This window comes from Aquabacterium sp. CECT 9606, assembly GCF_918741295.1.
Classification (GTDB): domain Bacteria; phylum Pseudomonadota; class Gammaproteobacteria; order Burkholderiales; family Burkholderiaceae_C; genus Aquabacterium.
Window position 1 is genome coordinate 144,259 of record NZ_CAKKNB010000004.1, and the last position, 18,840, is coordinate 163,098.

General features: G+C 62.7%; 14 protein-coding genes and 1 pseudogene. 9 read left to right on the plus strand and 6 right to left on the minus strand.

Going from position 1 to position 18,840, the window contains the following annotated elements:
- The first annotated feature begins 48 nt into the window (after nucleotides 1-48).
- Together LQ232_RS17905 and epsE are read left to right on the plus strand one after the other, a co-directional pair.
- Nucleotides 49-2,445, plus strand: a complete 2,397-nt coding sequence (locus tag LQ232_RS17905) for a bifunctional diguanylate cyclase/phosphodiesterase (protein WP_230181758.1) — start codon at nucleotides 49-51, stop codon at nucleotides 2,443-2,445.
- A gap of 145 nt (nucleotides 2,446-2,590) precedes the next feature.
- On the plus strand, nucleotides 2,591-3,400 hold the full coding sequence (gene epsE, locus LQ232_RS17910; protein ID WP_230181759.1) for a polysaccharide export protein EpsE: 810 nt from the start codon (nucleotides 2,591-2,593) through the stop codon (nucleotides 3,398-3,400).
- A gap of 38 nt (nucleotides 3,401-3,438) precedes the next feature.
- On the opposite strand, the gene LQ232_RS17915 is transcribed toward epsE, so the two are convergent.
- Nucleotides 3,439-4,704 carry an RsmB/NOP family class I SAM-dependent RNA methyltransferase gene (locus LQ232_RS17915; protein WP_230181760.1) on the minus strand — a complete coding sequence of 422 codons (1,266 nt, stop codon included), beginning with the start codon at nucleotides 4,702-4,704 and terminating at the stop codon, nucleotides 3,439-3,441.
- A 122-nt stretch (nucleotides 4,705-4,826) separates the two neighbouring features.
- Here LQ232_RS17915 and LQ232_RS17920 point away from each other — a divergent pair, with 122 nt between their 5' ends.
- Nucleotides 4,827-5,867, plus strand: coding sequence for a DUF2804 domain-containing protein (locus LQ232_RS17920; protein ID WP_230181761.1), 1,041 nt, complete (start codon nucleotides 4,827-4,829; stop codon nucleotides 5,865-5,867).
- Nucleotides 5,868-5,875: 8 nt separating this feature from the next.
- Here LQ232_RS17920 and LQ232_RS17925 read toward each other — a convergent pair whose 3' ends face one another.
- A complete protein-coding gene (locus LQ232_RS17925) occupies nucleotides 5,876-6,457 on the minus strand; it encodes a hemerythrin domain-containing protein (protein WP_230181762.1) in 582 nt (193 codons plus the stop codon).
- A 126-nt stretch (nucleotides 6,458-6,583) separates the two neighbouring features.
- Here LQ232_RS17925 and LQ232_RS17930 point away from each other — a divergent pair, with 126 nt between their 5' ends.
- Nucleotides 6,584-8,074, plus strand: coding sequence for an NAD(P)/FAD-dependent oxidoreductase (locus LQ232_RS17930; RefSeq protein WP_230181763.1), 1,491 nt, complete (start codon nucleotides 6,584-6,586; stop codon nucleotides 8,072-8,074).
- Nucleotides 8,075-8,078: 4 nt separating this feature from the next.
- Here LQ232_RS17930 and LQ232_RS17935 read toward each other — a convergent pair whose 3' ends face one another.
- The gene (locus tag LQ232_RS17935; RefSeq protein ID WP_230181764.1) at nucleotides 8,079-8,978 is read right to left on the minus strand and encodes a LysR family transcriptional regulator; all 900 of its coding nucleotides are present in this window, start codon (nucleotides 8,976-8,978) and stop codon (nucleotides 8,079-8,081) included.
- A 99-nt stretch (nucleotides 8,979-9,077) separates the two neighbouring features.
- Here LQ232_RS17935 and LQ232_RS17940 point away from each other — a divergent pair, with 99 nt between their 5' ends.
- Both LQ232_RS17940 and LQ232_RS17945 read left to right on the plus strand, forming a co-directional pair.
- Nucleotides 9,078-9,413, plus strand: coding sequence for a nuclear transport factor 2 family protein (locus tag LQ232_RS17940; protein WP_230181765.1), 336 nt, complete (start codon nucleotides 9,078-9,080; stop codon nucleotides 9,411-9,413).
- A 68-nt stretch (nucleotides 9,414-9,481) separates the two neighbouring features.
- On the plus strand, nucleotides 9,482-10,774 hold the full coding sequence (locus LQ232_RS17945) for a phosphatidylserine/phosphatidylglycerophosphate/cardiolipin synthase family protein (protein WP_230181766.1): 1,293 nt from the start codon (nucleotides 9,482-9,484) through the stop codon (nucleotides 10,772-10,774).
- A gap of 6 nt (nucleotides 10,775-10,780) precedes the next feature.
- Here the strand turns inward: LQ232_RS17945 and LQ232_RS17950 are convergent, their stop codons facing one another.
- Both LQ232_RS17950 and LQ232_RS17955 read right to left on the minus strand, forming a co-directional pair.
- Nucleotides 10,781-11,698 carry an alpha/beta hydrolase gene (locus LQ232_RS17950; RefSeq protein ID WP_230181767.1) on the minus strand — a complete coding sequence of 306 codons (918 nt, stop codon included), beginning with the start codon at nucleotides 11,696-11,698 and terminating at the stop codon, nucleotides 10,781-10,783.
- A 17-nt stretch (nucleotides 11,699-11,715) separates the two neighbouring features.
- Nucleotides 11,716-13,179 (minus strand): annotated as a pseudogene (locus LQ232_RS17955) (flavin-containing monooxygenase); the annotation flags it as partial.
- Between the two features lie 132 nt (nucleotides 13,180-13,311).
- Here LQ232_RS17955 and LQ232_RS17960 point away from each other — a divergent pair.
- Complete coding sequence (locus LQ232_RS17960) at nucleotides 13,312-14,367, plus strand: AraC family transcriptional regulator (protein WP_230181768.1); 1,056 nt, start codon at nucleotides 13,312-13,314, stop codon at nucleotides 14,365-14,367.
- Between the two features lie 11 nt (nucleotides 14,368-14,378).
- On the opposite strand, the gene LQ232_RS17965 is transcribed toward LQ232_RS17960, so the two are convergent.
- Nucleotides 14,379-16,127: a PAS domain-containing protein gene (locus tag LQ232_RS17965; protein ID WP_230181769.1), complete on the minus strand. Its 1,749-nt coding sequence runs from the start codon at nucleotides 16,125-16,127 to the stop codon at nucleotides 14,379-14,381.
- A gap of 235 nt (nucleotides 16,128-16,362) precedes the next feature.
- Between LQ232_RS17965 and LQ232_RS17970 the strand changes: the two genes are divergently transcribed.
- Both LQ232_RS17970 and LQ232_RS23625 read left to right on the plus strand, forming a co-directional pair.
- The gene (locus LQ232_RS17970; protein ID WP_230181770.1) at nucleotides 16,363-16,779 is read left to right on the plus strand and encodes a VOC family protein; all 417 of its coding nucleotides are present in this window, start codon (nucleotides 16,363-16,365) and stop codon (nucleotides 16,777-16,779) included.
- 216 nt (nucleotides 16,780-16,995) lie between these two features.
- Nucleotides 16,996-18,549 carry a methyl-accepting chemotaxis protein gene (locus LQ232_RS23625; protein ID WP_305878726.1) on the plus strand — a complete coding sequence of 518 codons (1,554 nt, stop codon included), beginning with the start codon at nucleotides 16,996-16,998 and terminating at the stop codon, nucleotides 18,547-18,549.
- Nucleotides 18,550-18,840: the final 291 nt, after the last annotated feature.

An 18,840-nucleotide genomic window follows, 5' to 3' on the forward strand; every position in this document is an offset into this window, starting at 1 on the left:
AGGTGCCCAAAAGCCGATGTCCCCTTGGATGTTGCCCATGACCTGTCCATGACCGAACTCTCTGTCCCTTTGAAAGCCGCCACGCCGCTCCCAACCGGTTGGCGGCAGCGCTTGACGCCTTTGTGGCGTGAAGTGTCGGCCACCGAGCATGTTGACGGCTTCAACGCCCGCCATTTCCGGGCTCGGCAGATCCTGGCCGTGGTGGGTCTGCTGCCCATGGTTTTCACGGGCAACCTCATTGGCACGGTGACGATCGCCGCCACCTTCTGGGGGCAAATGCCTTCGTGGGCACTGAGCTTGTGGGTGATCCTGGCGGTGTTGAGCCTGGTCGCTTTGGACAGGGGCTTGCGCCTATTGGTGAAAATGGTGGGCGCCAAGCCAGTGGCCGAGCCATCGAGCCTGCATGTGGTGTGCCTCAGTGTCGCGGCATTCGCCGGCATCTGGGCCGTCATCCCTGCCTTGATGTTCCCCATCACCGATCACCTGGGCCAGTTGCTGATCGCTTCAGTGTTGGTCGGCATGATGTGCGGCGGCGGCCTGATCCTCAGCTCCGTGCCCATCGCGGCCTGCGCCTATGTCATGGTGATTTGCGCGGCAACAGCATTGGCCCTGCAACGCTCGGCCTACGTCAACAACGTGTCTTTGCTGGGTTTGCTGGGCATCTGGTCCGTGACCGTCATGGGCGTGACCATGGCCAATGCGCGCATGTTCTTTGCGCGTTTGCGGGCCGAGGCCGAGTCCGATCGGCAGCGCCAGTTGATTGACCTTTTGCTGCGTGATTTTGAAGAGCACGCCAGCGACTGGCTGTGGGAGGTCTCGCGCACCGGTCACTTCCGGCATGTCTCTGCCCGACTGGCCCAATCGTTCGGGCTGCCTTCGCGGCAACTGGTGACGCACTCTTTCTCCGAATTGGTAGAGAGCATGCTGCCCCGCGAAGTGCCCGAAGCCGTGGCGGCGTTTGAGCAGCTGCAAACCCATTTGAGCCTGGGTCGCCCATTCCGCGATCTGGAATTGCCGGTGCGGGTCGACGGCCAATTGCGTTGGTGGTCATTGATGGCCAAGCCGCTGTTTGACGACCGAGGCCGTGCCGCGGGCTGGCGTGGCGTGGGAGCCGATGTCACGCAGGGGCGCATCGCCCGTGATGAAATGGCGCGCCTGGCCAATGTCGATGCCTTGACGGGCCTGGCCAATCGTCATTGTTTCAGCCTGGAACTGGCACGCGTTTGCGCCAGCGTCGAGACATCGCAGCGTGGCTGTGCCTTGCTGTTCGTGGACTTGGACAACTTCAAGGGCATCAACGATTCGCTGGGGCATGCCGTGGGCGACCAGTTGCTGCGCAGTGTGGCAGCGCGCATCCAGGCTTGCGTGGCGCCGGGCGATCTGCTGGCGCGACTGGGTGGTGACGAGTTCGCTTTGCTGAGTTGGCAGGCCGGCGATGAGGCCTCTGCGGTGCAATTGGGCGACCGCGTCCTGGCCGCCTTGGCCACTCCTTGCCAGTTGGAAGACGTGCGCGTGGAAGTTCGCGCCAGCATCGGCATGGCGCTGGCGCCGCGCGATGGCACCAGCCCTCAGACCTTGCTGCAAAGCGCCGACCTGGCCCTGTACGCGGCCAAGGCCGGTGGCCGCAACACCCACCGCTTCTTCTTGCCCTTCATGGGCGAGAGCGCACGGGCGCGTGCCCGGCTGCAGCAGGAGTTGGGCGTGGCCCTGGCCGACGAGCAATTTGCCGTGCATTACCAACCACAAGTCAGCACCCTGACCGGGCAAGTGGTGGGCTTCGAGGCCTTGGTGCGCTGGCAGCACCAGGAGCGCGGCCTGATCGGCCCCAACGAGTTCATCCCCGTGGCCGAAGAAACCGGCCAGATCGTGCCCTTGGGCACCTGGGTGCTGCGGCAGGCTTGCAAGGTGGCCATGCAGTGGCCGGGCGAGATCCGCGTGGCGGTGAATCTGTCGGCGGTGCAGTTCCGCAGCCACTCGGTGGTGGATTTGGTGGAGCAGGCGCTGGCCGACAGCGGCTTGCCCGCCGAGCGCCTGGAGCTGGAGATCACCGAATCGGCCCTGATCGATGACCACGAAGGCGCGCAGGCCACCTTGGCCGCCTTGCGCAGCCGGGGCATCCGCGTGGCCCTGGACGACTTTGGCACGGGCTATTCATCGCTGGCCTATCTGCGCCGTTTTCCGATGGACCAGCTCAAGATCGATGGCATGTTCGTGCGATCGTTGGACAGCGACCCCGATGCCCAGGCCGTGGTGACCGCCATCATCAGCCTGGCCAAGGCCCTGCGGCTGGAGACCACCGCCGAAGGCGTGGAGCTGCCAGAGCAGATGGTGATGTTGCGCGCGCTGGGCTGCGATGTGGTGCAAGGCTTCTGGATGGCGCGCCCCATGCCCGCCACCGACATCCCTGCATTTCTGGCCCGCATGGAACCAGTCCGCGAAAACTGACTCTACCGTGCTGTTATGCCAGGCCATTTGGGATGCTCTTGGGGTTACCCAGTAGCGTCAGGCCAGGTGATACATTGACACGTTCTGCGGGGCGCCAGCCAAGGTTGCCTGCTCCTACATTTATCTCACCAGAGGATCTTTCAACATGAAGTGGATGCGACTCATCGCTCAATGGCTGCTGTCGGTGACCTTGATGGCCGCAGGGCATGCCCATGCGGCATCGCAAGGCGACTACGTGCTGGGCCCCGGAGACATCCTCCGCATCACGGTGTTCCAGAACGCGGACTTGACGTTGGACGCCCGAGTGTCTGAAGCGGGCACGATTTCTTACCCGCTGCTGGGCACGGTCAAGATCGGTGGTTTGTCGGTGTCCGAGGCCGAGAAGAAAATCGCCGATGGCTTGAAGAACGGCAACTTCCTCAAGCAACCCCAGGTTTCGATCCTGTTGACCTCGGTCAAGAGCAACCAGGTGTCGGTGCTGGGCTTGGTGAACCGCCCGGGGCGTTACCCACTCGAGGCGGGCTCCAACCGCCTGAGCGACCTGCTGGCCCAAGCCGGCGGCATCGTGCCTATCCAGGGATCTGACACCGTGGTGGTGTCGGGCAAGCGCAATGGCAAGGCTTTCCGCAAGGAAATCGACTTTCCCCTGGTGTTTGCCGCCTCGGGCACGACGGAAGACTTCCCGCTGGAGAACAACGATGCCATCTGGGTCGACCGCGCTCCCACCATCTACATTTATGGTGAAGTGCTGCGTGGCGGATCCATGCGTCTGGAGCGTGACATGACCTTGCTGCAGGCCCTGGCCTCGGTGGGGGGTCTCACGCAACGTGGCACCGCCAAGGGTATCAAGGTGCACCGCCGCGATGCCAATGGCACCGTGCAAATCCTGGAGCCTGGCATGAATGACAAGCTCCTGGCCAATGACGTCATCTACGTCAAGGAAAGCCTGTTCTGATCAGGCTTGCGGGGTGCCAGCCTCGCAAAGCTTGAACATCAGGCCTTCTTTTCCCACGCCGCGGCGAAGAAGCCGTCGGTGTGGTGACGGTGGGGCCACAACCTGAGGTGGCCCGCCGGGGTTGTCAGCGATTCGGCCTGCACAACCCCACCTTGCTCCAGCACCTGCCGTGCGTCGAGCTGCACAAACTCCGGATGTTCCGCCGTGAAGGCATCGGCCACGACTTCGTTCTCGCCGGGCATCAGGCTGCACGTGGCGTAAACAAGGCGGCCGCCCGGCTTCAGCAAGCGCGCGGCACTGTGCAAGATGGCCTTTTGCTTGGCCTGCATCTCTTCCACGCCCTTGGGGCTTTGACGCCACTTCAAATCGGGGTTGCGGCGCAGCGTGCCCAAGCCAGTGCAGGGTGCATCGACCAGCACGCGGTCAATTTTGCCGGTCAGGCGCTTGATGCGGTCATCGCGTTCGTGCGCGATCTGCGTGGGGTACACATTGGACAGGCCACTGCGCGCCAATCGCGGCTTCAGCGCTTCCAGCCGGTGGCCTGAGATGTCAAAAGCGTACAGCCGGCCGGTGTTGCGCATCATGGCGCCCAGGGCCAGCGTCTTGCCGCCCGCGCCCGCGCAAAAGTCCACGATCATCTCGCCACGCTTCGCGCCGGTCATCAAGGCCAGCAACTGGCTGCCTTCGTCCTGCACCTCGACATGTCCGCCGGTGTACAAATCCATTTTTTGCAGAGCAGGCTTGCCCTCAATGCGGATGCCCCAAGGTGAAAATGGCGTTTCGATGGCGGGAATTTCGGCGGCGGTCAGGGCTTCCAACACGGCTTCGCGCTTGGACTTCAAGGGGTTGACGCGCAAATCCAGCGGCGCGCCACCTGACATCGCCTCGACAAAAGCCCAGAACTCTTCCGGGCTGAGCTGCTCGCGCAGGCGGTTGGCCAGCCAGTCGGGCAGGTTGTGGCGCAGCTTGTCGGGCAGGGTGGTGCGGTCGATTTTCTTGATGCGGTCCAGCCAGGCGGCTTCGTCGGGGTTGATGCCCAGTTTCAGCACGTGTTCCTGGCCTTGCCACGCCAGCAAGGTCAGGCGGCGGTCCATGGGCCCAAAGCCCGACTGGGCCAGGTGCTGCCACATCAGCTTCTGGCGCAGCACGGCGTAGGCCGTCTCAGCCAGGGCGTGGCGTTCGCGCTGGCCCAGGTTTTTGTTCTTGCGGAAAAACAGCGAAACCAGGGTGTCGGCCGGGGCGTCGAGCTTGAGAATGTCACGCAGCAGGGCGCCGGTGAGGTCGAGGAGGGCTTGGGGATGCATGGGGGGATTATCCCGCGAGTGCGCCTTGCCTGGCTGACTGGCCCACCAAAGCGGTGATTTGTCACCCCCATGTTGGAAAACACTGAGTTGCCAGGGCCCCATTGCGGTCCAGGCTTCGCACCATGAAGCGAGATGCACTGCCCATGTTGCCGCCAGCACCTTCCGAAGTCGTGTCCGATGGCGCGCCACTGTCCGGCCGCTATGCGGGCCGCATCGATTACATCGATTGGCAAGCCTTGCAAGGGCCGCATGCGCGCTCCTGGCTATGGCGGCGCCTGCACCACAAGCGTTGGCAGTATGTTGGTCTCGGCAATGAGGAGGTGTTCGTGGGCGTGGCCATCGTGGATCTGGGCTGGATGTGCACCGCGTTCGCGTATGCGTTTGACCGCGTGCGCGGCGAGCTGGTGGCCAACTGGCGGCAAGATGGCTTGGCAGGCTGGCAAGGCCGTGTGTCCGACGAACCAGTGCAGGGCGCGCATGCGTGGTTCAGAGGGCCTTTTGCGCGCTTGAGGCTGCAGCATGGCGCCTCTGACGAGGACGGCGAGGCTGAGGGCAGTGACATCCTGGAGCTGAGCGTGCGCACGCGGGCCATGAAAGTGCAGGTGGACTTGTCCCTGGCCCATGCCGCGCCATTCTTACTGGGGGTGGGCCCGGTGGAGGGGGGCGTGGCGCATGCCACGCAAAAGTCATCGGCCCTGCCCGTGAGCGGTTGGCTGAATGTGCGCGGGCGGCGTTTTGACCTGTCCGACGCCGTGGCCTGTCTGGACAGCTCCAACGGCCTGCTGGCGCGCGATACCGAGTGGCGCTGGGCCAGCGCGCACAGTGCCGAAGTGGGGTTCAACCTGCAGCAAGGCTATTTCGGCGTGAACGAAAACGCCCTGTGGCTGGATGGACAGTTGATCCCTCTGGGGGCCGCGAACTTCGAGTTCAACCCCAAGCGGCCGATGGCCCCGTGGCGGGTCAGCACCGATGACGGTTTGCTGGACCTGATGTTCACCCCCGAAGGGGCCCGCCAGGAAGACCGCGATGTCTGGATGGCATCCAGCCACTACGTGCAACCGGTGGGCACCTTCAGCGGCACCGTCAGGGCCTCGCGGGCTGCCGCGCCCCGGGCCATCGACGGTCTCCTCGGGGTGACCGAGGATCACCGTTCAAAGTGGTGATGGCGGCCTCAGGTTCGGCGCTCCAGGGCGCGCTTGAGCAGGTAGCCACCGGCCACCAGGCCGCCCGCCGTCACCAGCATGGTGCTGGTGGGCATGGCGCGGACCATGTTGGCAGCGATGTTGCCTGCCTTGGGGGCCGCCAAGGCCAGTCGGCGCCTGGTCATCTGCGCCCCAAGCTCGCTCAACTGGTCGGCCAGCAACAGCTCGGCCTCAGGCAAGAGCACGGTTTCTTCGTCAGCCACATGGTGGATGACGTGGCGCATCAGGCTCATGAAGGTGCTGTCGTAGTGCGTGGCCGTGGGCTTCATGTCGCGCAACTGGCCGATCAGGCTGCGCATCTCGTTGTGCTCGGGTTCGCTCTTGGCCAGCACCGCCTCATTGGTGGTGACGGCACGCAGGGCGGGGTAGAAAATCTCTTCTTCCAGCTGGGCGTGGATCTCCAACGCGAGGCTCACGGTATTCACCAGGGCCTGCTTGGTGTCGGGCGCGGTATCGGCCTTGTACTTGTGGAAAGTGCTCAGCACATGGGTGTGGTCCAGGCGGATCATGTTGGTGATCGTGGGCGAGAAATGGCTCATCAATGTGCTCATGGGGGGCTCCGGGTGTTGGAAAGCATGTCCATGAGGGGCAATCAGCATTCCTAGCATTTGACAATACCCATTGCCAGATCGTAAACTGCTCACATTCGTTTTCACATAGAGTCGCGGAGACTTTCGATGGTTGAACATTTTGATGTCCTGATCGTGGGTGCCGGCTTGTCCGGTATTGGCGCGGCGCGCCACCTGCAGGCCCATTGCCCCGACAAGCGCTACGCCATCCTGGAAGGCCGGGACACCACCGGCGGCACGTGGGATCTGTTCCGCTATCCGGGCATCCGCTCCGATTCGGACATGTACACCCTGGGCTACAACTTCAAGCCCTGGACGGAGCCGCAAGTCATCGCCGATGGCGACCGCATCCGCAACTACATCCGTGAAACGGCCCGTGAGAACAACATCGAAGGCAAGATCCGCTGCGGTCACAAAGTGGTCTCGGCCGATTGGCGCAGTGACACTGCCACCTGGACCCTCACGGTGCAAAAGAGTTCGGGTGAGACGGTGCAGATGAGCTGCGGCTGGCTGATGATGTGCTCGGGCTACTACAACTACGAAGAAGGCTTCACGCCCGAGTTCAAGGGCCGCGACGATTTCAAGGGCCAGATCATCCACCCGCAGTTCTGGCCCGAGAAGCTGGACTACAGCGGCAAGCGCGTGGTCGTGATCGGCTCTGGCGCCACGGCCATCACCCTGATCCCATCGATGACGGACAAGGCCAAGCACGTGACCATGCTGCAGCGCACGCCCAGCTATGTGATCTCGGTGCCGCAGTTCGACCCGATGGTGCGCTTCCTGCTGAAGTTCTTGCCCGAGATGACGGTCTACCGCATGAGCCGTGCGCGCAACAACTTCATCACCCAATCGATCTTCAAGCTGTCACGCAAGTACCCCAACTTCATGCGCAAGCTGCTGCTCAAGCAGGTGAAGGCGCAGGTGGGCAAGGACTTCGACATGAAGCACTTCACGCCGCCTTACAACCCCTGGGACCAGCGCCTGTGCGCCGTGCCCAATGGCGACATGTTCAAGGTACTGCGCAAGGGCAAGGCCTCGGTGGTCACCGACCACATCGATCGTTTTGTCGACAACGGCATCTTGCTGAAATCGGGCCAGGTGCTCGAGGCCGACATCATCGTCACGGCCACGGGCCTGAACATGCGCCTGTTTGGCGGCATGCAGATGAGCGTGGACGGCAATGCCATCGAGATGAACCAGCACATCTCTTACAAGGGCCTGATGTTCAGCGACATCCCCAACCTGTCCAACACCTTTGGCTACACCAATGCCTCGTGGACACTGAAGGCCGACCTGATCGCCGAGTACGTGTGCCGCCTGCTCAAGCACATGGACAAAACGGGCACACGCATCGCGGTGCCCGAGCGCAAGGACCCGAACGTCAAGGCCGGCCCGCTGCTGGACATGAGCTCGAACTACGTGGCCCGTGCCGAGCATTATTTGCCCAAGGGCGCCGACCGCGCACCGTGGAAGCTGTACCAGAACTACAAGCTGGACACAGAACAGCTGCACAACGGTGCGCTGGAGGACGGCGTGATGGCTTTCCGCAAGCCACATGTGGCGGGTGCGACACCGACGGCGCCGCGCAAGGCTGCCTGATCACTCAGCAACCCTTGTCCAGCAGGCAGTCGATGAACGCCCGCAACGCCGGTGGCTGGTGCCGTCGGCTGGGGTAATACAGGAACAGCCCTGGACGAGAGATAGACCAGTCGGCGAGCACCTGCACCAAGCTTCCCTCGGCGAGGTGTTCATCCAGTCGCTCACGGTCGAAGGCATAGGCGATGCCCAGCCCTTGTAGCGCTGCGGCAATGCCGATGTCCGACTGGTTGGTGATCAGCGGTCCTTCCACCGCCACCTCAAGCTGCTTGCCTCTTTTCTGAAACTCCCAGCGGTAAGCCCGGCCATCGGCTTGGAGCCGCCAGTTGATGCAGGCGTGGTTGCGCAGTTCGTCGGGCGAGCGTGGCGTGCCGCGATGCTTCAGATAGTCCGGCGATGCCACTGCCACCATCTTCACGTCTGGCGTCAGGCGCACCGCGATCATGTCCTTCTCCAGCCGAGCGCCCACGCGGATGCCGGCATCAAAGCGGCCTGTGACGATGTCGCTCAATCCGTCGTCCACCACGAGGTCAAGCTTCACATTGGGGTGCGCGTCATGAAACCGACGCAGACGCGGGGCGATGATCTGCCGGGCCGCCATCCCCAAGGTGTTGATGCGCAGCGTGCCGCTGGTCTGCCCGGCGGTGGCACTGGCTTGGGCAACTGCCTCGGCCATGTCCCTGAACAGCGGCGCGATGCGCCCGTACAGCTGTTCGCCGGTGGCGGTGGGGGCCACGCTGCGCGTGGTGCGGTTCAGGAGCCGCGTTCCAAGCCGCTCTTCAAGCTGGCGGATGGTCTGGCTCAGCGCCGAAGCCGACAGCCCCAGGTGATCCGCCGCGCGTGCAAAGCTCGCCCGCTCCACCACCGCGGCAAAGGCCTTCAGCTCGGCAAACTCCGATCCGCGCATTCTGTATCGCTTTCTACATAGACCATCAAGATTCTAGAGGATTCACTAATCTCTACGTGGCGCGCACTCTGTTGACATCATCAACACGGAGTCGTCCCCATGAACAAGCTGATCCTTCCCGAACCGATGGCCGCCTACTTTGCGGCTGACCGACAGAACCCCGAAGCTATTGCCCGGTGCTTCACCCCACAAGCCATCGTGAAGGACGAAGGCCGCACGCACCGCGGCCTCGAAGCCATCAAGGCATGGAAGGCAGCGGCATCGGCCCAATACACGTACACGAGCGAACCGTTTGCCATGGAGAAGACGGAAGAAGGCGCCCTCGTCGTCCGCAGCCGGGTGAGCGGCAACTTCCCTGGTAGCCCCGTCGATCTTCAGTACCGCTTTCGGCTCGAGCGCGGGCTGATCGCCTCGTTGGAGATCGGGGTGTATTAATAGAATGGCCGTGCCGGGAACGCCGTTTGCTCGGAAGGGCGATTCACCTCCGCCAGCCTGAGCCTTAGATGCCCATTCAGCAATCCACCAAACGAACCACCGGAATCATCCTTTTGACGATGCTCGCCACCTTGGCAGTGGCGCTCATCGCTTTCAATTTCAAAGGCAACGAAGCCAACGTCGAGCGTCGCATCGACCGCATTCATGCGTTGGGCGATGCCGGCTTCATGAAGGAGCTGGGCGTGATGCTGGGGCCGCCTTTCGTGGGTGGCAACCGAGCGCAGGCCTTGGTCAATGGCGATGACATCTTTCCCGCCATGCTGGCCGACATCCGGTCTGCCAAGTCGTCTATCACCTTTGAGACCTACATCTACTGGTCTGGTGCCATCGGCCAGCAGTTCGCGGATGCACTGGCCGAGCGAGCCAAGCATGGCGTGAAGGTTCATGTGCTGCTGGACTGGGTGGGCAGCGCCAAAATGGAAGATGAGCTTCTCGATGAGATGCTGCGTGCTGGTGTGCAGATCCGCCGCTTCCACCCGCCCCATTGGACGCACCTTGGCCGCATGAACAACCGAACCCACCGCAAGCTCCTGGTGGTGGATGGCCGTGTTGGATTCACCGGTGGTGTCGGCATTGCGCCGCCATGGACTGGCCATGGGCAAGATCCCGATCACTGGCGCGACACCCACTTCCGCATTGAAGGGCCGGTGGTTGCGCAGATGCAGTCCGTGTTCCTCGACAACTGGATCAAAGTCAGCGGAGAGGTATTGCATGGGCCGCTGTATTTCCCTGACATCCCGGCGCGGGGAGATGTGTGGGCACAGATGTTCAGCAGCTCGCCCTCTGGCGGCAGCGAGAACATGCAGCTGATGTACCTCTTGTCGATTGCCGCGGCATCGCGCTCCATCGATCTGTCTGCCGCTTATTTCGTGCCGGACGAGTTGACCTTGAATGCGCTCGTGGCCGCGTTGAAGCGGGGCGTGAAGCTGCGCATCATCGTGCCAGGCGAACACATTGACAGCGACGCCGTGCGCCATGCTTCGCGTGCCAAATGGGGGCCGCTGTTGGCGGCCGGCGCGGTCATCGCCGAATACCAACCCACCATGTACCACTGCAAGGTGATGATCGTGGATCGCCGCATGGTGTCGGTGGGCTCAACCAATTTTGACAACCGCTCTTTCAGCCTGAATGACGAGGCCACCCTCAACATCATGGATGCGGGCTTCGCAGCTCAGCAAACCGAGGTCTTTGAACAAGACCTCGCGCAAGCTCGCCAGATCACGCTCGCGCAATGGCAGCAAAGGCCTTGGTATGAGCGCTTGAACGAACACGCTGCCTCGTTGATGGGCTCGCAACTGTAGCCAACGTCATCGGCGCAGAAACTTCAACTGGTGCGCCAGCACTTCCGGAAACAGCGGATCAAAGTACGGATCGAAGTGATTCGCGTCGATCTGGATCACCTGCACATTCGGGTTGCCCACACGGCGAACCTTCTCAGACACGAAGGGCGCCACCGTGTCGCCCGTGGCACCGATCATCAGCATGGGGATCTTCACGTCCTTTAAGCGCAGCCAAGGCCGGTACAAGGGCATGGTGAGCACGGATCTGGCGGCAACACGGTTGTCATAGGCGCGGTCCTTCCAGGCGGCCAGCGCGATGTCCATGGCGTCCCAGGCACCATCGCGGTCCATGGTGCCGAACTCACCTTCGCGGGCCAAGGTCGGCACGTAGATCGGGGCGCCAGGCTTGATGTGATCCAGCAGGCCCAGCGTGGTCAGCTTGATGAGGCGCAGGGGCGGCGTGGCCAAGGTGGCGGCCAGGCCGTCCAGCATCGGCACCTGGATGATGGCGCCCTTCAGTTCAGGATGCTGTGAGGCCAGATCAACCACATGCCCGCCGCCAAAGGAGGTACCCCACAGCGTGATCTGGTGGGCGGCCACCATGGGCTGTGATTTCAGGTGCGCCAGCGCGGTGTCGGCCACGCGCGTTCGGCGCCATGGGTTGATGCCCTGGCGGGGAAAGCCGCCGCTGTCTCCCCAACCCGGGTAGTCAAACTCCATCACCGCAAAGCCTGCCTCGACAAAGCTGTGCGTGAACGATGAGGTCATGGCCCGCTGAATGCTGCCCCACCCGCCGAGCATGAGGATGGCGGGCAGTTCTTGATCGGGGCTGGCGTCTTCAGGCACATAAAGCGTGGCGCCACAAAGGGCGCCTTCAGCCATGAAGGTCGATTTGATGGCCCGCAGGCGCACATGCGAGGTATCAGGGTAACGGCGAGACATCATTTTTTAGCATGCAGGGTGTAAGCGTTGAGCGATGAATACCGTGTAAGCCAGCGGTATCCGAAGGTGAAGCCCGGCCAGTTCGTGCTGTTGTGGCCGTTCGCGTCCACATACCAGCTCTTGCAGCCTTGCCACACCGTCTTGGCCAAGCGCGCTTGCACATCGCGATTGAAGCTGGCGTAGCGCGCCCTGTCCACTTCAACCGCGCTGGCCCCGGCCCGGTGAGCGGCTTTCATGCACCGCAAGGCATGCGCGATCTGGCTTTCGAGCATGAAGATGATGGAGCTGTGGCCCAGGTTGGTGTTGGGGCCATAGAGCATGAAGAAGTTGGGAAAGCCCGGCACCGCCAGGCCCAGGTAGGCTTGCGCGCCTTTGCGCCAGGCCTCGTTCAGGTTGAGACCATCCCGCCCGGTAATGGTCATGGGCGCGAGGAACTCGGTGGCCGCGAACCCCGTGCCGTAGACGATCGCGTCCACCGCGTGGTGCTGCCCATCCGCCGTCTCGATGCCATCGGCCGTGATGCGGCGTATGCCCTGCGTGATCAGCTTCACATGGGGCTTGGCCATGGTCGCCAGGTAATCGTTGGACAGCAGGATGCGCTTGCAGCCGATGGGGTAATCCGGCGTCAGCCGGGCGCGCAGAGCGGGGTCCCGCACCTGCCGATGCAGCAGTGCTTTGAAAGGAACGCCTACCGCCAAATCCATCATCGCTTTGACGCGCGTGAAACCCACCGCACGGCTTTCGTACTGCGAATAGATGCGGGCCCGGTGCAGCTTCATGGTCCAAGGGGCGATCCTGAACAAGGCTTTGCGCCAGCCCGCATACGCGCCATCAGGGCGAGGCAGGATGTACGCCGCTGAGCGCTGGAACACCGTCAACTCGCGCACCTGGCCCGCGATGGCAGGCACGAACTGGATGGCCGAAGCCCCGGTGCCAATCACTGCAACACGCTTGCCCTTCATGTCATAACTGTGGTCCCAGTGGGCAGAGTGGCACACCTGCCCCTTGAAGCTTTCCATGCCTTGCAGTTTGGGATACACGGGGCGGCTGAGCTGGCCTGTGGCCGTGACGAGGAACCGGGCTTGCAGGACCTGGCCGTTGGTCAAAGTCACGCGCCAGAGCGCGAGCCCTTCGTCGTAAGCGGCTTGGGCCACCTCACAGCCAAAGCGGATGAAGGGCAGCAGCCCATATTTGTGGGCGCAGTGCTGCAGGTATGCGTGGATCTCGGCTTGGGGCGCAAACACCCGAGACCAATTCGGGTTGGGCTCGAATGAAAACGAATACAAGTGCGAGGGCACGTCACACGCGGCACCCGGGTAGGTGTTGTCCCGCCAGACTCCGCCGACATCGTGCTGCTTTTCAAGGATGAGGAAGTTGCCCAGGCCCGCCTTCTTCAAGGCCACCGCCATGCCGATGCCCGCAAAGCCGGATCCGATGATGATGGTGTGAAGAGCAGTGTTGGTGGACAAGCCGATGCTTTGCATGCGCTGAAACCTGAAAGTGCGGCGAAAGGCGCGACGTGGGAGCGGATCATGCAAGAAACCACCGCCCATGAGAATGTTGCTCGGGGACAAAGTCTTTATGATTTGGGCCAATTCAATGCCGGTCCACCTTTCATGAGCTTTTGGGATTTCAGGCGCAGTGCCGCCAGCGTTCGGCTTTTGGTCGAGTTTGGCCAAGAGCATGGGGTGGACACTTCAAAGATCCTGGCCCGCTCGCGGCTGAAGGAAGCCGATCTGGCCGACCCGGCCATTGAACTCGATGCCAGCCAGGAACTGTGCGTGGTGAACAACCTCATCCGCACGTTCAAGCAGCCGGGGCTGGGGCTCGAAGTGGGCCTGCGCTACAACTTCGCTTCATACGGCTTGTGGGGCCTGGGCCTGGTCAGCAGCGCCACAGCGGCCGACGCCTTGGCGCTGGCCTTGCGTTTCATCCCCCTCACGTTTGCCTTCTGCCGGATTTCTGGCGGCGTGGATGGTGAGATGTACACCGTCACGTTCGAGGCACCGGAGGTGGAGCCCGCCCTCCAGCGCTTCCTGGTGGAGCGCGATGTGGCGGCGGCTTCGCGGCTGATGAAGGAGACGCTGGGACCAGAGTTCACCTTGTCTCGGTTCACCCTCAAGCACACCTTGCCGCCCGGTGTGGCCGGGCTGGCCAACCATTCGCATTCGCGCATGGGCGGTGTCCGCCCTGAGTTTGGGGGCGCCAGCAACAGCTTGTCATTCGACAGCAAGCTACTGCACATGCGACTGCCCCAAGCCAATCCGGTCACCGTGGCCATGTGCGAAAGAGCCTGTGAGGAGTTGATGGAACGCCGCCGTGCCCGCTTGGGTGCGGCCGAATGCGTGCGCCAGTACCTTGATTCCGTGCCGCTCAACACGGCCCCGGATCTGCTCCAGGCCGCGCGCACGCTGGGCCTCAGCGACCGGACTTTGAAACGGCGGCTGCAGGATGAAGGCGTGTCGTACAGGATGCTGCTGGCCGAAGTGCGCGGCCGGCAGGCCAATGGCTTGTTGGCGGATGACACGCTGTCGCTCACGCAGATCGCTGAGCGGATGGGCTTCAGCGATTTGTCCAGCTTCTCGCAGGCATACAAGCGGTGGTTTGGGTTTGCGCCGAGCGTGGGGCGAAAGAACGTTCAGGACCATCCACGAGGAAATCGCCATCGGTGACGAAGGCACCGTCAGGCAAGAGGGGGCACCGGCAAGCGGATGATGAATGAACTGCCCAGCCCCAGCCCTTCGCTGGTGACCGCCACCGTGCCGCCGTGCAAGGCCACCAACTGACGCACCATGGTCAAACCAATGCCGAAGCCTTGAGCATGTGGCGCTGACGCTCCGGCCTCTTGGCCCTGGTCGAACAAGTCGAAACTGGAATCCATGGCGTTGTCTGACATGCCGATGCCGTTGTCTGACACCGTGATGGACAACTCGTCACCCTCTTGGTAGGCGGCGAGTTCGATCCGCCCTGACGCTGGCGTGAACTTGGCGGCATTGATCAGCAGGTTGCTGAGCACCTGCACCATGCGCAGCGCGTCCACGTGCAGCCAGACCGTGGGCGACGGCAGTTGAACAACGAGTTGGTGTCCGGCCTTGTCGATCAAAGGCTGGCTGACTGCCACGGCCTCGCTGACCACCTGGTCAAGCGACACGCGGGTTCGCACCAGCTGGAATGTCCCAGCCCTGATCTGAGAGATGTTCAACAGGTCCGAGGTGAGGCGCGACATGTAGTCCACCTGACGCAGCAAGGCGTCCAGGGTCCGGTCAACCGCATCGGTGTGTTGAATGGAAAATGTCAGAACCCCCAGGCCCGTCTTGAGTGGTGTCAGCAGATTGCGCAGTTCGTGCACCACCATCGCGAGGGCTTCGTTCTCTCTTGGCCGGGCGCCCAAGGACTCACTTTGAGTTGCCGTGGTGGCGAGGTCTCCATCGGGCGGCAACAGCTCTTCGAGCTGAGTCAGGCCATCCAATATCACCAGGGTCGAATCCTCGATCATGCGAAGCCATTTTGAGCGGGTGTCGTCGGAGGGTTTGCGCCTGATCAGTTCGGCCAAACCAAGGATGCGGCTCAGCGATGTGCGGGAGCGAGCGCTGACTTTCGACACGAGCAACACGCGGCTGTCGCGCTCTCGTTGGCCAAGGTGGCGCTCGGTGATGACTTGCGCCAGCCCCTGCAGGCCCACCACGGTGCCTTCTTCGTCCCGGATGGCTTCGCCACGACAATCCAGCCAGCCCCTGGCCCCATTCACAGGGATGTACTGCACTTCCAATTGGTATGGCGTGCCGGTGGACAGTGCCAGCTCGATCGCAGCTTTCAGCTGGGCCCAACTTTCCTCCGTGAACAGCACCGATTGCTCCTGGTAGTTTGGAGGAAGCCTGGCAGGGTCGAAGCCGAAGATGCGGTACAGCTCAGCCGACCAGGTGACGATCCCGGTGCCGGCCTCCAGCTCCCAACTGCCGAGTTGGCCGAGATGTTGGGCCCTTTGAAGCGCCGTTTCGCTTTTGAGCAAAAGTTCGATGGCTCTCTCGCGGGCGGCGATTTCCGCCCTCAACGCCATTTCGGTGTTCTTGAGCTTGGTGACTTCCGTCACCTCGACCATGAAGCCTTTGACCTCGCCATCCACCACGTCTGGGATGTAATTGGCCAGGCTGTGACGTTGAACGCCATCATGACCGGGAACCAGGCGCTCGAAGGTTTGCGGCTGGCCCGCCAACACCGCATCGATGTGAACCTTGTTGAGTGCGAACAGCGTGGGGCCCAGCAGGTCTTTGATCGAGGTGCCGATCAGGGCATCGGCGTCCACCCCGAACCAGCGCTCGTAGGCGCGGTTTGCAAAGCGGCACCGCAGGTCTCTGTCCCAGTAGGCCAGCATGGACGGGATGCGGTCTGCCAATCGAACAAGCGCATCGACTTGCGATGATTTGGTGAACATGTTCGGTATCCCACTCCGGGTTGATGTCTGTTGCCAGCCGCAGATCGTAAGCAGGGATTGCTCCAAAGTCGAGAAAAGAATTTCAGGCCGTGATCTTTGGTAAAACCCCAATGTCAGTGAGGCTCAAGATGGCTTGTGCAAGCCATCGCCATGCCATTTTTAACTCGCGGTTTTGTCGATCCAGATGCTGCCCAATCGTCGTATTGACGGAATCAACCAGCGAACGGAGCTAACCATGACCAACAAGACCCTCTTCATCAGCCTCCCGGTGACCGACCTCGGCGCCTCAACCGCCTTCTACAAAGCCCTGGGCTTTAGCCAGAACCCGCAACTGAGCAGTGAGGATGGCGCCGCCATGGTCTGGAGCGAGGCGATCCACGTCATGCTGGTCACGCACGCCAAGTGGCGGAGCTTCACACAGCGACCCTTCCCGCCGGCCGGCTCGTGCGGGATGATGCTCTCGCTGGCCCTGGAAAGCCGCGCCGCCGTCGACGCGATGAACGAGGCCGCCGCGGCCCATGGCGGGCAGGCCGATGTGAACCCGATGGAGGACCACGGCTTCATGGTCACCCGCGACCTGGCCGACCCCGACGGCCACATGTGGGCGGCGCTCTGGATGGACACGGCGGCGATGCCCGCAGCCGCTGGTTGAACAGGGCACCTCGCTGGCGACCTGCGCACGGGCGTGCAGAAGCTCAAGGACGCGACCCCACACGGCGCGCTCCTCGGCCACATCTTCCTCCGTCAAATCCGCCTCAACTTTCGTCATAAGTTGCCGAAAACTGGCTCAGGATCCTGAGATCAGTCACTTTTGCGCGCGGGCAGGGAGGGCCCAGATTGACCGCGAGCAACAAGTGAAGGTGAACGAATGTTCAAGAATCTGACTGTCGCCAAACGCCTGGCTCTGGGCTTTGGCATCGTGGTGATCCTCGGTGTCGCCGTCGCGAGCTATGCGGCCACGGCCATGAACGGCCTGAGTGTGGGCGTCAAGGAATTGGCCACCGACCGCATGACCAAAATGGCCCAACTCGCGACGCTCAGGGACAACATCCAGACCATCGGGCGCAGTGCCAGAAACATCGTCATCATCGACAACGATGCCGCGCAATACGCCCTTGAACAAGAGCGGATCAAGACGCTTCGGGCCGCGGACGGCGCCTTGCTTGACAAGCTCGACAAGACCATGGTCTTGCCCCGGGGCCGCGCCATCCTCAAGGTTATGATCGACACCGAGGCGGCGTACAACGAGGCCATGGGCCGTGTCGTGCAGCACGGCCTGAAGAACGAGAACTCCCAGGCTGCGGCCATTCTTTTCAATGAGGTACGGCCTCTCCAGACGGTGCTGTTCAAGGCGGTCGACGAATCTGTGCAAATGCAGCAGGAGTTGGCCGACAAGCTAGGCCACGACGCCATCGCGACAGCATCCTTTGGTGGGACGTTGATGGCCAGCCTGGCCCTGCTGATGGCCTTGATCGGCACGACCGTGGGATGGCTGCTGACGCGCAGCCTGCGCAACGCGCTCGGGGCCGAGCCCGGTGATCTGAGCATCGCGGTCGCCCGGGTGGCAGATGGCGACCTGAGCCAGGCGCTCGTAGTGGCAACGGGTGACACGGCCAGCGTGCTTGCGAGTGTGGCGCGCATGCAATCCAGCCTGTCTGGCGTCATCTCCAGCGTTCGCGCCAACTCCGAAAGCGTGGCCACGGCCAGCGCGCAGATCGCACAGGGCAATCAGGACTTGAGCCAACGCACCGAAGAACAAGCCAGCGCGCTGCAGCAGACCGCGGCGACGATGGAGCAACTGGGCACCACCGTGCGCCACAACACTGACAGCGCCAAGCAGGCGAACCAACTGGCGCAAGGGGCATCGACCGTCGCGGCTCAGGGCGGTGAGGTGGTCGGCAAGGTGGTCAACACCATGCAGGGCATCAGCGACAGCAGCCGCAAGATCGGCGACATCATCGGCGTCATCGACGGCATCGCCTTTCAGACCAACATCCTGGCCTTGAACGCCGCGGTGGAAGCGGCGCGGGCCGGCGAACAAGGCCGCGGCTTTGCAGTCGTGGCCAGCGAAGTGCGCAGCCTGGCCCAGCGCAGCGCTGAAGCAGCCAAGGAGATCAAGGCCCTGATCAGCCGCAGTGTCGAGCAGGTCGAGCAAGGCACGGTGCTGGTGGACCAGGCAGGCAAGACGATGGGCGAGATCGTCGGCTCGATCCGGCGCGTGAGTGACATCGTTGCCGAGATCACGTCGGCCAGCGTCGAGCAGAGCTTGGGCATCTCACAGGTTGGCGAAGCCATCGGCCAGATGGACACAGCGACGCAGCAGAACGCGGCGCTGGTGGAGGAGAGTGCCGCCGCCGCGGAGAGCCTGAAGGGGCAGGCACGGCAACTTGTGCAGGCGGTGGCCGTGTTCAAGATGGCTTAAGAAGCGACTGCCGGATCGACATGCTTTGCAGCGGCTTCGGCCAGCGCGGTCGCTGTCGAACGGCGCGGCCCGCCTTCTGAACCCCGGCCGCAAGGCACTTCGGCCTTGCGCTTTTCCCATCTGAGGCCCAATCGCCGGGCTTTCCGTGGCGCGCGTCTTGCGCGTGAAGCGGACGGGACATGTCTTGGCTCAGGGCGTTCAGTGGAGGGTGGTGGGTAAACCCTCGTGGTGAGGTCGCCTAAAACTCACCCGGGGAGAAAATGGCGACGCTGATTTGTCAAAAATCCCCCG